16 protein-coding genes are annotated in these 12,947 nt (G+C 45.6%); 5 read left to right on the top strand and 11 right to left on the bottom strand.

Annotation, left to right across the window (positions count from 1 at the left end; genetic code table 11):
• Positions 1-87: 87 nt before the first annotated feature.
• On the bottom strand, positions 88-522 hold the full coding sequence (locus ACLVWU_RS12595) for a Spy/CpxP family protein refolding chaperone (RefSeq protein ID WP_413575102.1): 435 nt from the start codon (positions 520-522) through the stop codon (positions 88-90).
• Between the two features lie 306 nt (positions 523-828).
• Between ACLVWU_RS12595 and ACLVWU_RS12590 the strand changes: the two genes are divergently transcribed.
• The gene (locus ACLVWU_RS12590; RefSeq protein WP_413575101.1) at positions 829-1,047 is read left to right on the top strand and encodes a KH domain-containing protein; all 219 of its coding nucleotides are present in this window, start codon (positions 829-831) and stop codon (positions 1,045-1,047) included.
• 77 nt (positions 1,048-1,124) lie between these two features.
• Here ACLVWU_RS12590 and ACLVWU_RS12585 read toward each other — a convergent pair whose 3' ends face one another.
• Positions 1,125-1,661 carry a Dps family protein gene (locus tag ACLVWU_RS12585; RefSeq protein WP_413575100.1) on the bottom strand — a complete coding sequence of 179 codons (537 nt, stop codon included), beginning with the start codon at positions 1,659-1,661 and terminating at the stop codon, positions 1,125-1,127.
• 114 nt (positions 1,662-1,775) lie between these two features.
• Positions 1,776-2,729, bottom strand: coding sequence for a LysR family transcriptional regulator (locus tag ACLVWU_RS12580; RefSeq protein ID WP_413575098.1), 954 nt, complete (start codon positions 2,727-2,729; stop codon positions 1,776-1,778).
• 55 nt (positions 2,730-2,784) lie between these two features.
• Here ACLVWU_RS12580 and ACLVWU_RS12575 point away from each other — a divergent pair, with 55 nt between their 5' ends.
• Positions 2,785-3,447: a protein-L-isoaspartate O-methyltransferase family protein gene (locus tag ACLVWU_RS12575; protein ID WP_413575096.1), complete on the top strand. Its 663-nt coding sequence runs from the start codon at positions 2,785-2,787 to the stop codon at positions 3,445-3,447.
• Between the two features lie 4 nt (positions 3,448-3,451).
• On the opposite strand, the gene ACLVWU_RS12570 is transcribed toward ACLVWU_RS12575, so the two are convergent.
• From ACLVWU_RS12570 to ACLVWU_RS12555, 4 genes are all read right to left on the bottom strand, one after another.
• The gene (locus ACLVWU_RS12570; RefSeq protein ID WP_413575095.1) at positions 3,452-3,715 is read right to left on the bottom strand and encodes a transcriptional regulator; all 264 of its coding nucleotides are present in this window, start codon (positions 3,713-3,715) and stop codon (positions 3,452-3,454) included.
• Positions 3,716-3,765: 50 nt separating this feature from the next.
• On the bottom strand, positions 3,766-5,103 hold the full coding sequence (locus ACLVWU_RS12565) for an OmpA family protein (protein ID WP_413575094.1): 1,338 nt from the start codon (positions 5,101-5,103) through the stop codon (positions 3,766-3,768).
• A gap of 163 nt (positions 5,104-5,266) precedes the next feature.
• Positions 5,267-5,878, bottom strand: coding sequence for a Crp/Fnr family transcriptional regulator (locus tag ACLVWU_RS12560; RefSeq protein WP_413575092.1), 612 nt, complete (start codon positions 5,876-5,878; stop codon positions 5,267-5,269).
• Between the two features lie 2 nt (positions 5,879-5,880).
• Entirely contained in the window at positions 5,881-6,852 is a 972-nt protein-coding gene (locus ACLVWU_RS12555; protein ID WP_413575091.1) for a hypothetical protein, read from the bottom strand.
• 182 nt (positions 6,853-7,034) lie between these two features.
• Here ACLVWU_RS12555 and ACLVWU_RS12550 point away from each other — a divergent pair, with 182 nt between their 5' ends.
• Positions 7,035-7,898: an HNH endonuclease family protein gene (locus tag ACLVWU_RS12550; protein ID WP_413575090.1), complete on the top strand. Its 864-nt coding sequence runs from the start codon at positions 7,035-7,037 to the stop codon at positions 7,896-7,898.
• Positions 7,899-7,965: 67 nt separating this feature from the next.
• Positions 7,966-9,252, top strand: coding sequence for a putative Na+/H+ antiporter (locus tag ACLVWU_RS12545; protein WP_413575087.1), 1,287 nt, complete (start codon positions 7,966-7,968; stop codon positions 9,250-9,252).
• Positions 9,253-9,391: 139 nt separating this feature from the next.
• Here the strand turns inward: ACLVWU_RS12545 and ACLVWU_RS12540 are convergent, their stop codons facing one another.
• The 4 genes from ACLVWU_RS12540 to ACLVWU_RS12525 form a co-directional block, all read right to left on the bottom strand.
• Positions 9,392-9,637 carry a hypothetical protein gene (locus ACLVWU_RS12540; protein WP_413575085.1) on the bottom strand — a complete coding sequence of 82 codons (246 nt, stop codon included), beginning with the start codon at positions 9,635-9,637 and terminating at the stop codon, positions 9,392-9,394.
• 88 nt (positions 9,638-9,725) lie between these two features.
• Positions 9,726-11,183, bottom strand: coding sequence for a sensor histidine kinase (locus ACLVWU_RS12535; RefSeq protein ID WP_413575084.1), 1,458 nt, complete (start codon positions 11,181-11,183; stop codon positions 9,726-9,728).
• Complete coding sequence (locus ACLVWU_RS12530) at positions 11,161-11,844, bottom strand: response regulator transcription factor (RefSeq protein WP_413575083.1); 684 nt, start codon at positions 11,842-11,844, stop codon at positions 11,161-11,163. The genes ACLVWU_RS12535 and ACLVWU_RS12530 overlap by 23 nt, the downstream gene beginning before the upstream one ends.
• Positions 11,845-11,902: 58 nt before the next feature.
• Positions 11,903-12,286 (bottom strand): hypothetical protein, encoded by a 384-nt coding sequence (locus tag ACLVWU_RS12525; RefSeq protein WP_413575082.1) that lies wholly within the window; start codon positions 12,284-12,286, stop codon positions 11,903-11,905.
• Positions 12,287-12,516: 230 nt separating this feature from the next.
• Between ACLVWU_RS12525 and ACLVWU_RS12520 the strand changes: the two genes are divergently transcribed.
• Positions 12,517-12,906 (top strand): response regulator, encoded by a 390-nt coding sequence (locus ACLVWU_RS12520; protein WP_413575081.1) that lies wholly within the window; start codon positions 12,517-12,519, stop codon positions 12,904-12,906.
• The last annotated feature ends 41 nt before the right edge of the window (positions 12,907-12,947 follow it).

Raw genomic sequence — 12,947 nt, 5'->3', positions numbered from 1 at the left:
GGACAAAGGTCTCAGAAAGAGACACCGCCAGAAGAAAAAGGGGAGGAGGCTCGATAGGACTCCTCCCGCGGTATATGGAGTTAATTTTTACATTAGATCTTCAAGGCAGCGCATAGCTGGGTCGCGTTGCTCTGGAGTCAGAATGTCGAAGAATACTTTAAGGTTGAAGTCACCCATCAACTTGCCCAATGCCATCATTTTTGATCCAACGTCAGCTTGAGCGGCGATGCCGTCTTCCTTGCTGGATGTGGAAGCAGTGAACACCTTCTTCATTTCCTTTTTTGCCTTTTTAAGGTCTGCGCGCATCGGTTTCTTCTGAGAGTTGAACTCAAGATAAGCGCCTCTTAGATCTGTTTGCTGTTGTTCGGTCAACTTGACCTGTTTGCAAGAGTCCGGCATTTCAGCCTTGGCGTACACAATTGTATCAACCATGGAAACTGTAAGTTCTTCTTGTGTGGTGGCGAGCGTAATTGATGGAACAGCGAAAGCCGCAACAATAGCTAATTGAGTAATTCTTTTCATAATTTATATCCTCCTGTTTGTGTTGGAGTCTCGATTCAAGACAAGATTCGGGAAAAAGAAAAGACGAACTCGCGTTTTTTGTTGAATTGAAGTTTTGGTTTTTTGGGGTAGACTGTAACTAGTCAAAATTTTGTGTATCAGTGAAACTATCTCGTGTTTTTTTGTGGGAACGCAGGGCTAGAAAAGTTAACAGCTGTTGCGAAGAAACAGTTTTGCAGTAACAATTCTTTTGTGTTTGGACTTAAGGGAGTTTTTGTGACAGTTGAGCAACAATTGAATGAGGCACGTCAGAGAATCGGATCAATTATGGCAACGGTAGTGAAAGAGATGACTTCCTGTAAGGAAGACGTAGCTGTCACTTTCTCCTGTGGAGAGAAAACGACGATCTATAAAGTCGACCTTCCCCAAGAGTACCGAGGAAAGTTGATCGGAGCGCAAGGTAAGAATATTTCCTCTTTAAGAAACATTCTTGGGGCGATGGCGGGAAATCATGGGTTTCGCGCTATTATTGAGCTGGTAGTTTAAAGAAATTGCGAATTAAACGGAATTCAAAAACAAAAGGCACCCTTTGGGTGCCTTTTGCATTTTAAAAAGCAGCGCCACTAGGAGTGATGACTGCGAATCATCCAGGCTGCTTTTTCGTGGAAGCTGATCAGGTCTTCATACAGAGTCACAGCACTGGTTTCCTCTTCTTGTTCCGCTGTTTCAAGGCGGCTTTTGTAGAGCTCTGCAAGTGTGGTGTGATCGGCTGTCAATATATCGATCATTTTACTGGCGCTTAACTTTTCGTCAGTACACTCTTCCACATCCGATAATTTTTTAAATGCTTGGAAACTGCCTGGAGCAGGGGACTTTAGCGCTCGCAAAATCTCTGCAGAGCGATCCACGTACTCGGCAATTTGTTCATATTGTTTCTCAAAAAGTTTATGGAGTGAAAAGAACAAAGGTCCTTCAACATTCCAATGAAAGTTCTGGGTTTTTAATTGCAAAAAATATTCGTCAGCCAGGGTTCTTTTTAATTCTCCCACGGTTCCTGTTTGCACACTTTTTTCGGTATCTTTATGAGTGCCTTTCGCAGAGGCTTTATTGAAAGTGTGGATGGTACCGTTTGATGTTTCTTTTTGTCCTGCATATTTCATGGTTTCCTCCTAGAGCAAATCCTTATGACGTTCTTAGGATAGGCCTCTATAAGCCAAATGAAAAATCTTCTTTTATTATGCAAGATATAGGCAAAAGCTATCTGTTAAGAGGCACTACTTGCGATGGCCTAAAGGATTATCGATCTTTACCTGTTGTTTGCTTTTATGTAGTGGCATATCTGTCGGCAAAGAATCGATAACGGCTTCGCTGAAGGCCTTCAGCAGGGCTTTCCGTTGAAAGTGGGGGCCATGCAGTAAGCTGACTTCCCGTGTGGGAACGGGAAGGGAGAAGGGTTTTAAACGCTTTTTATCCTTCACTTCCTCGGTAGCTAAAAGGGGAAGTAAAGTGAACCCATCACCTTGGTCCACCAACTTTTTAAGTGTTTCCAAACTGCCGCCCTCAAAAGAAAAGTTTGCCGAAAGGCTCACATTTTTTCTGTTCTTGCACAACCCAAGGCTTTGCTCCCTAAAACAATGTCCTTCACTCAGTAAAAGCATTTCACTTAATGACAGATCCGTTTCGTCTATATGTTTTTTTTGTAACAAAGAATGCTGCGGAGAAAAATAGGCGACGAATGGTTCATAAAATAGAACTTTCGAAGCGATGTTAATGTCATCAATTGGTGTGACCGCAATTCCTAAATCCAAAGAGTTATTGCGAATTTTTTCAACCAAAGCTTGAGTTTCAAGTTCATCGATCACCAGATGAACTTGAGAATACTTAGTCATGAATTTGTTTAGGAATAATGGCAAAAGGTACGGTGCCAAAGTGGGAATGATGCCGATGCGCAAAGTTCCGCTTATCGCGCCTTTGTTTTCATCAACGATTTCTCTGATGTGCTGGGAGTGTTGAATGACGATGCGGGCTTGCTGTAAAACCAGTTCGCCAACTTGAGTGGGGCGAACTGGCTGTTTGGTGCGGTCAAACAAAATGACGTTGAGACCGTCCTCGAGCTTTTGAATCTGCATGCTAAGTGTAGGTTGTGTAACGTGACACTGAATAGCCGCTTGGCTAAAACTCCCGGTGTCGCCGACCGCTAAGATGTATTCAAGTTGTGTGAGTGTCATAAAGTAAAGAGTGCACTTGCCCAAAAGGTCGCGCAAGGGAAATAAGGATTTAGAGATGGAACAATTTCAAGATTTGCTTCTTAAGAGATCTCTGCCGCTGTCAGAACAAGTTGTCGAGGCATACTATCGGTACCCACGCCATCTTTTCGTTCCAGAATACACCCTGCAAGAGGCGTATGAAGATACCCCCTTGCTTCTGTATAAAAACGGAAATTTTGTTTCTACTATTTCTCAACCCAGTTTCGTGATGCGAATTCTGGATATGATGCAACTGGCTCCTGGACATAAAGTTTTCGAATTGGGTGCTGGTTCAGGTTGGAATACCGCCTTAATTTCTTATATTGTGGGGCCCGAAGGCAAAGTCATCAGTTCCGAAATCATTCCAGCGGTGGCGGATCGCGCCCGGGGAATTTTGGATCAAATGCGAATTACGAATGCCAAAGTATTCACCGGAGATGGATTTGAAGGTTATGAGCCGGAAGCCCCTTTTGACCGGGTCATTTTCACTGCGGGTTCTTTTGAGATGCCGCAAAAGCTGTTTGCCCAGCTTAAGGAAGACGGTTTAATGGTTTTCGTGAAAAAACAGGAAAAGAAAAATGATATGCTTCAGCTTATTAAGAAAACGCAGGGGCAAATGCAGGTGTTGAATTCCATTCCATGTTCCTTTGTGACGGTGAACCGCTCCCTGGGGTCCCATCTTCAGGACGGGACCCTTTAGGAATTTAAGGCTTGGGAATGATATCAGGCGGATTGTCTGGATTCTTGGGCTTTAATTCAAAAACTCTTTCTTCCTTGGACTCGTCCGGAGCAGAGCCAGTCTCCTCCGGTTCATCATAAAGGTGATAGTGCGATGCGATTTCAGCGAATTTTTCGCTGGCTTCTTCAATGCGCATACCGACCTTTTTCTCCAAAAGATTCACGATTCTATTTGAATTACCCCGAGTGCTGTCCAAATCATTCTCGGTAAGCTCATGCCATTTTTCCATGAGCTCCCTTTTTAAGTCCTGCCATGCATTTCCCGGTGTCGCCATAGGATTTACTCCTGAATTTTAGGTTCAATAACCAAATCGATGCGACGGTTTTGCGCACGACCAGATGCTGTATTGTTGTTGCTAATCGGATGTTCAGATCCCAATCCTACAGCATCAACTTCAGCGGCTGGTGCACCGTTTGCAACCAGTTGTTTTTGAACTGCCTCCGCACGTTTTTCAGAGATACGCATGTTTACATCAGCGGCCCCCGTTGAATCCGTGTGACCTTGGACTTCAATTTTTGAAGTCGGGATGTCATCCAAAGCATTTTCCACTTTGCTTAGTAAAGCTTTATTCGAAGAGTTCAAATTTGCGCTGCCTGATGCAAAATTCAAACCTTTTAGGCGGACTGTGACTTTACCATCCTGCGTGAACACTTCAGCATCTTTGGAGCGAAGGTCCTGGCGCAGTTTTGTGGCAATGTCAGCTGCAGCTTTTTGGCGAGCCAGCTCTGCTTCAGCAGCTTTTGCGGATTGCAATTGTTTTTCAGCTGCTGAAAGTTCGCGTGACTGAGCTTTGGTTTCAGTGCGCAGGCTTGAAATTTGGCGCTGTTGTTTTTCATTTTGCAGAACCAAAGTTTCCGTATTGCCCGCATTCACCTTATTCATGACTTCAGCCAGGTGATCGGACTCACGAGTGGCATCTTCCGCAACTCCTGCAATGGCCGCAGTATTGCGCGGATCCTGAGCAATTAGTTTTGCGGTTTGATTGTATTTAGCCTGTGCTAAACCCAATGTGACAGGAGCTTTCTCGGAAGCTTTGTCTTTTTCAGCCGCTTCAATGGTGGCTTTTGCTTTACCAAGATACTGCTTTTCAACAGAGTCCCGCTCGATTTGACGGTAGGAAGCAACCAAGTCAGTGCCTTTTTTATCGACTGCTTTCAGGCTCCCTTTTTCAACGTCAGAGGTAACGTTTTCAAGTTTCTTTTCCAGCTTGCTCCATTCTTTTGGATAAAGCTCAGGAGCATTGGCGCGAAGGGCACCGGTGCGGGCGTCAACGATAGGTCCCATCGACTTACGGGAAATTTCAGATTTCAACTCACCTTGCTTCAACCAGCCACGAGAGTAGGAAACTTGTTCCAGAATTTTATCCGCGCTTTTTTTCTCCTCCATGTATTCCTTGGCTTTTGCCAAAGTTTTTTCAGCATTGTTGAAGTTGTCAGGAGAAAGCGCATCCATCTGTTTTGCGCGTGCCTCTTTGAGCATTTCGTCCGTCTGAGCGATCTCAACAGCCGGATTGGCGGTGGCAGGCAGAGATGTCACGTTAGGGGGAGCGCTGGCACAGCCAATAAAACCGATAATAAAGGCAGATGATAGAATCACCTTGGTACAAAGAGACGACATACTTCCTCCTCATATATAAATGGAATTTTGGAACCTGTACTAAGGCTAATCCTCCTGTTTTAAGGTCTTCAAGGAAAAGCGCAATCAGACAAAGAATTGCTGACAGTAGACATCTGGACCCTGCAACTTTGGGCTAATATGTTACTTGCGGTTAATGAGGAGTCTATTCTTCTTCTGATTTTGCCAGAAGCAATTGTCGGTTTGTGATTTGAATGGAACGGCCCGATGACTGATTCACGATGCCTTCTTTTTCAAAGTTGGCGAGTGTGCGAATCACTGTTTCCGGTGTGGTGCCGGCCCATTGAGCGATTTCTTTGCGTGTCCAGTTCTGTTGGGGAAAGTTATCTTGTAAAAACAAAATTGCATCGGCCACGCGAGCCGCCGCATCTTTATCCATTTGCCCGGTCCACTTGGATTCTGCCAAACGAAGATCCCGGGAAAGGAATTCCAAAAACTGCATCGCTGCCTCAGGGTGTTCCCGGAAAAAGGAGAGAATGTCGTTCTTTGGAATAAATGATAAAACCGTGTCTTCCACCGCAATGGCAGAAGCATAATAGTTTTCTCCTGCAAACAGGGCGCGATATCCCACCAGGCCACCTGGGCCAATCAGTCGCAGCGTGTGCGCGGAACCGTTGGAAGAGGTGGAATCCAATTTGATAAGACCTGTATTGATTTTGTAAAGGCCCAAAGGTTCGCCACCAGCTTCAAAAATAGTCTGACCCGCTTTGTAGCGTCGAAGTGACTCGGCCTTATCCAAAAATTCCTGAAGTTTCATGACTACGAGAATACCAAATAGTTTTCACTAAGCGAATGATTTTTACTTAAAGCATGATCTAACAGGACGCTGTCCGCTGGATGTTGATATTCGGCGGTGTTCAGCCGCATGGCTGCAGCCCATTCTTCGGAATTGAAATTCCAGCATTTTAAAACACCGTGAAAACAGCGATTGAACTCGTTTTCCAATGCCGCAGGCAAATTTTGCTTTAAATCAGTGCAGACTTTGCGCTTGTAGTATCCCAGCAGTATGGCCTTCAGGGTTTTTAATAAGTGCAGGGGAACGGAGTTCATATCTGACATTAAATAATGGAACTCTTTTTGGAAGCCCACGTCCTCGACAAGCATCGAATTGATTTGCTCTATTTTTAAAACTTTCAGCAGGTTTTTGCAGAAATGCACCTGAGCAGCGGCGCGAAGCGGGTCGTGAAAAAAATGATCCGCATGAATCAAATCATGAACTATGAATCCCAGGACATCGCGACCCTCTTCGACAAAAGTTTCCAGTTCGCTGGAAGTGATCAGCATGCTCACACAGCGTTCTCCGCGTGACTGCATTTCCAGGACATCGAAGGCTGATGGAATTCGCGTGGTCAGATTCAAATGATAAAGACCTGACTTCCAGGACATCACGGATCTTTGCACTGAAAATGGAATGGAACGCCAGCTGCGCGAGCAAAATGTGGAAACGAAGCACGCGGGTATATCCAAGGCATTTAAACTTTTGGCAGATGCTAAAGATTCGGGCAGTGTTTTTCGAAATTCAGAAATAACGGTGCTTCCACTGACACCTTGAATCGAGCTTTTTGGAAGAGGAAGGTTGTGTTGACCACCTAGAAAATCCAGGGGACGGCGCAGAAAGCAAAAAACTAAAAGATAGGCGCAAGCCATCTCCATATCGTCGATGGATTTGCTACGCCACAAATCAAGAAATGGCGCCAGCGACCGAGCGGCCTGCGCTGTGTTGTTCTGCATAAATGTTTCGTCCAACAGACGATGGCGAAAGCGCCCCGCTCGTAACATAATTTCTTTTCTTGGCTGAAGGGTCTGACCCAATCCTGACACTAATATTCTTGCATTAGGTCTTTGGTCCTTCTTTAATATCTGTATCTGCGAAATTATTCAAGACAGGGATGTTTTGTCGAGGGGGACGTTAGATGAATAGGAAGCTGCTTGTTGGGGCTCTCGTATCGATCTGTGCGTTAAGTGTGCAAGCGAAGGTCACTGTTCTCGAAGATGCCAGTGGGAACAACCCACGATTTGACGAGTACTATACAGTTTCGGCGCAATCATCCTCTGACCATTCTCAATCTTATAATTTAGATCCCATAAATGCAGTTCAGGAAATATTTGAGGCCTCGGTAATTCCCGGAGAGATCAAAGCAGCAGTAATTTCGTTGCTGAGTTTTGATCACCACAATGAAGACTACGGAAATGTGGCTCAACCGTACAACCGTAAAAGTCACTTTGGTGGTTGGATATATCCAAGCCATGACAACTCCTGTTTTAACACCCGCGGATTGGTTTTAGAGCGTGATTCGAAAGTTCCAGTGACGATGAATTCCAATGGGTGTTCGGTGATCCGTGGGGAATGGGCTGAGCCATATACCGGCCGAACGGTCACGGAAGCTTCAGAAATTCAAATTGATCACTTCGTGCCTCTGAAGAACGCCTATGTCAGTGGTGCCCACAAGTGGAATTTTTCCAAGCGCTGTCTTTACGCCAACTTCATGGGTAACGACTTTCAATTACTATCGACGGACGGGCCCGAGAACATGAGAAAAAGTGATAACACGCCGGAACGCTACATGCCTCCGAATCGTGCCTATGCCTGTCAGTATTTGCAGCAATGGTTGAAAGTGAAACTGATTTGGGATCTGGGACTGACACCACCGGAAAAACAAGTGGTGGAAAATCTAATTCAACAGAATAATTGCCAGCTTTCCCAGTTCCGCTATTCGGTGGCGGAACTTCAGCAGCAAAAACGTTTTATCTCTGACAATGCGGGCCTTTGCCATTAATGGTGAAATCGACAAATTAAATCCGCTTTTTTTAGACTCTGTTGTTTTTTCTGAGTAGGATCTACTCATGGCATTTACTACATTAGAGCTTATCGGCACGATCTTTTTCGCAGTTGCAGTAATTCACACTTTTATGGTGGGTAAAATTCTGCACTGGTCCCACAAGTTTCCGAAGGATTCCATGACCAGTGGAGTTTTACATCTGTTAGGCGAGATCGAGGCGGTCTTTGCAATCTGGGCCAGCTTGTTCATGGTAGTTTATATAAGTATGGAAGGGTGGACGTCAGCCATCACTTATCAAAACTCTTTGGACTTCACCGAACCCTTCTTTATTTTTGCGATTATGGTTGTGTGCTCCACGCGTCCCATTTTGACAGTGGCAAGACAAGGGATTTTGGAACTCAGCACTTGGATTCAGAAAATCCTGAAGACTCCAGCTGTGACGACGGACATGGCCGTGGTAATGATTTTGGGACCCTTGGCCGGAAGTTTCATCACAGAGCCTGCGGCAATGACGGTTACAGCGTTCATGCTAAATGCGATGTTGCAGAAAGAATCCAATAAATTGATTTACGCATTGATAGCCGTGCTTTTTGTGAATGTTTCCATTGGGGGAGCATTAACACCCTTTGCGGCGCCGCCAATTTTGATGGTCGCGTCGAAGTGGGGTTGGGATTTTAATTTTGTTTTTACTCATCTTGGATGGAAGGCGGCCGTGGCGGTGATCATTAACGCCTTGGGGTTGGTGTTGTTATTCAAAAATGATTTTAAGAAAAACTGCATCACTTTGAGGGAAGTTGAAAATCGCATGTCCGGTGGTCAAAAATCCATTCCTTGGCAGGTGACATTAATTCACCTGGCGTTTCTAGCTGGAATCGTGATTACGGGACACTATCGCAATGCTTTTGTGGGAATATTTCTTTTATTCCTGGGGGTCGCATCCGTTACGACTCGTTATCAGGATTCGCTACGCTTAAAGGAAAGTTTGCTGGTCTCTTTGTTTTTGGGTGGGATTATTCAATTCGGCGCATTTCAAAAATGGTGGTTGGCACCGCTGCTTAGCAGAATGGATGACGTTGTGCTGTTTAAAGGGGCAACGCTGCTCACGGCGATCACCGACAACGCGGCACTAACTTATTTGGGTTCGCAGGTGGATCTTTCCGATGCAAGTAAATACGCTCTGGTGGCAGGTGCCTTGGCTGGTGGTGGTCTGACGATCATCGCCAATGCACCGAATGCTGCAGGCTATTCGGTACTAAGTCACAAATTCCCAGGCGGAATAAAACCCTTGAATCTTCTGATCGCGGCTCTGGCACCAACAGCGGTTGCCATCGTCTGTCTGTGGATGCTGTAAAAGGTACGGACTTACTTTCTCCAGAACCAGTTCAAAATTGAAACAAGTAAAGGGTGCTGGAGAAAGTAAGTCCGTACCTAAAAAAAAAGGAACCCCGAGGGGTTCCTTTTAACTAAGAGCAAAGCTCGAAGTACTCAAACTAGTGAGCAGTTTCTGCTTTTTTCTCTTCAGCTTTTGGAGCAGCTGGAGCCGCTGCAGCTGGAGCTGCTTTAGCTTTTTTGTGTTTTTTAGTTGGAGCTGGTTTAGTAGCTTCTGCAGGAGCAGCAGTTGTTGTCTCAGTAGTAGCAGCAGCTGGAGCAGCTGGAGCAGCAGCAGGAGCAGTTTGGTTAGCTTGAGCGATAACACCAGCGAATACAACAGACATCAAGATAGTTGCGAATTTCATTGAAACCTCCAAGTGGTTCATTATGTTTTCCGATATTGGAAACAAGATCAGCCTAACAAACGGAGTTAAATCTTTGATTAAAAACACATTAAAAATTTTTAATTTCAAATGAGAAGACTGCGCCGCTTCCTTCGTGGTTTCGGGCACTTAACTTAGCGTCATGAAGATTAGCGATTTTTTGTGCGATAGCCAGACCCAGACCAAAGCCCTTTACGCGATTCTCCACTGAAGCTCCGCGGGAGAATCTTTCAAAGATAAATGGCAGTTTGTCTTCGGGAATTCCCGCGCCGTTATCTTCAACCACTAACTCTGTTTTTTCATTCTTCCAGATCAAGGTGATTGTGACGACATCGTTATTCGGGGAATACTTAATCGCATTCTCGATAATATTGAACACCAAATTTTCCAGCAAATCCTTATCGCCGCGAACCGTTTTGCGATCGGCTTGGGTTTCGTTATTGATATTGAATTTAAGTTTGATGCCTTTGGAACTTGCAAGCTTCTCGCAGCGGGTGAGTGCTTCAAATACCAAATCCTCCAGCGAAAGTTCCTGTAAACTCAATGCGCCCAATCCGGCATCAGCCCGGGCTAAGAGCAGCATTTCCTGAACAATATTTGCCAGGTTGTCGACCTCTTGCAGAGAGCTTTTAATGTATTGATCCAGATCCACCTTATCCTGTTTTTTCAGGAGCTCAATTTCCTGGCGCATGATCGTCAGCGGAGTCAAAAGCTGGTGTGAAGCGTCGGCGATGAAGCGTTCCTGGGATTGAAAGGCCTGTTCGATACGATCCAGCATTTCGTTCAAGGTCAGCGCCAGTTTTTTGACTTCATCATTGGCCGTCGGCACGGGAACGCGACGGGATAGCTCACTTGCCTTGATCTCCTTCGCGATGTCGATCATGTGATTGACAGGGGCCAGTGCTCGCGAAGAAAGAAATAATCCCCCCAAGGTTGCAATCAACAACACCACGGGGATACCGATTTCAAGCAGCGTCAGACGCTTACTGATTTGGGTTTCCAACAAAGTCATGGGAACAGCGATCTGCAACAGCAGTTGCGGTTTCACGACATTGTCCAATGGGAAAGAAATCAGTCGATAAGAGTCAGCTTCGGCCGAGGGAATATTATGAATATGCTCAATGGTGCGATAGGTGGCTTCCTCACCAGCCCAGATACGTTCGAAATCTTTCTTGTAGGGCGGATTGAACTCACCAAAATTTCCCACACGTGCTAACACGGCGCCAGAGCTGTGGCGAACTTGAATCAATGCTGTTCCCAATGGAAACGGCAGGATTTTTCCGTGATCCAGGCGCAGGGGAGGAAAGTTCAAATCCCCTTTTACACCAATTTCAACCCCTTCGGAAACATCGACGGAATAGTTGAATAAAGCGTCGTCGAAATCCTGTTGAAGGTTGTCGATGGACATCTTGAAAATGACCATATTAAACAAGATCGTTGTTGCGCCAAAGAACACTACAAAGAAGAGTGAAAGGCGAACCCGGATGCTGAGCTTTTCAAAAAGTCTACGGAGACTCTTTAAGAACATAGCCGGTCCCTACCACTGTGTGAATAAGTCGTTTGTTGAAGGGAGCATCAATTTTTTTGCGCAAAAGATTGATATAGACGTCAATCACGTTTGATTCAGAGTCAAAGTGGATGTCCCAAACATGCTCGGCAATCGAAACGCGTCCCAAAGGTCGTTCCGGGTGGCGCATAAAGTATTCAAGCAAAGCGAACTCTTTGGTGGTCAGTGAAATTTCCTGGCCGGATCTGCGCACTTTTCGTTGCAAAAGATCCAATTCAAGATCGGCGTATTTTAGAATATTTGTGATGGCACCGCTGGCAGAGCCTTTGCGACGAAGCAAGGCGCGGACTCGGGCGTGAAGCTCATCAAAAGAATAGGGTTTGGTCAGGTAGTCATCGGCACCGGCATCCAGTCCGTTGACTTTGTCTTTGGTGGTGGAAAGCGCCGTGACCATCAGAATCGGGCCGGCATAACCATCGCGGCGCAGGTGGCGGGCGGTGTCGATGCCATTTTGATCAGGCAGCATCACATCCAGAATCACCAGGTCATAATCGCCTTGGGCCATGTACGATTCTGCAGAAGTACCGCTTTCAGCAATATCCACTGCATAACCAACTTCATTCAGGCCTTTTTTGAGGAAGTTGGCCATTTTTGCCTGATCTTCAACGACGAGTATCCGCATGGTTTCTCCCACTCTGTGGGAAAAATCTCACTTCCACTCGATGATGGCAAGGGTAATGCTAGATGTCAGGAATTTCGCCGAAGTCATACTCGCTCTTTTTTTTGTAACCTGAAGAGCTGGATTTTTCGACGCTCAAAATTCTTTTTTCTGAATCGGCAGTGACAGAGACTTGGCCACCAGAAGGGCCGCTGGAATCCTGGAGTTGCTTTAGGACTGTGGCATAGGCAGCGATTTTTCGCGGTAATGTATAGGCCCCACGGGCTTTGTCAGAGTCAAAGAACACTTCCACTTCGTCTGAAATATCGCGCACCACGCGAACCTTGGCAGTGAAGGATTCTGTTTTCTCCGCCGTCGATTCTGCGTCGTAAATCTGGGTGTTCGCCTTTTTGTTTTGAGCGTAAGTGGGATCTGACAAAAACAGGAATAAAACCAAGCTGAGCATAAAGTGAGTTCCTTTGAATTATTGTGCCCCGGAAGGGGGCGGGGGAGCAATTCAGAGGAGTAGTTTTCCTTTTTTGAGACGGTTTAGAGCATGAATTGAGGAAGCGAGGTGACCATTTAAGGGGTTGAATTCACTATTTAATAAGAAACACTTGCTGAATTGCGCAACGCAGTTCAGACTTTTGTTAAGGGTCCTTGCTGGACCCCGTTTTTTATTGGAGCAAATTCGAAATGGTTCATGTGTTGTTCGTAGATGACGAACCGACGCTCCTGTCCTTGTTTAAGGAGGAGGTCTCACGGCAAGGCTCCGTGTTGACATTCCATTTTCACCTCGTCTCAAATGCTCAGGAATGTTTGAATCAACTCCAGCAATTTAAACAAGAATCTGTCCTGGTGGTAATTTCCAAGGTTAATACCCCTGAAATGGATGAGCTGGCGTTACTTAAAGTCGTTCAAAAAAAGCATCCCCGGGCAAAAATATATATCTGCACGGATGTCAGTTCACCCTATTCTAGGAAAGGCAATGAAGAGCACGGTTCTTTGCGGTTCATTGCCAAGCCGCTGAATTTCAAATCACTCTATGGCGCCATCTCAGAGGACTTTCTAGATCCTCTTTTTTAAAGCCTTGGCCAATGGTGCCAACTTTACAATCGCGAAAGAAC

Source organism: Bdellovibrio sp. HCB290, from assembly GCF_047305925.1.
Lineage (GTDB): Bacteria > Bdellovibrionota > Bdellovibrionia > Bdellovibrionales > Bdellovibrionaceae > Bdellovibrio.
This window is presented reverse-complemented; position numbering and strand designations above follow the sequence as displayed.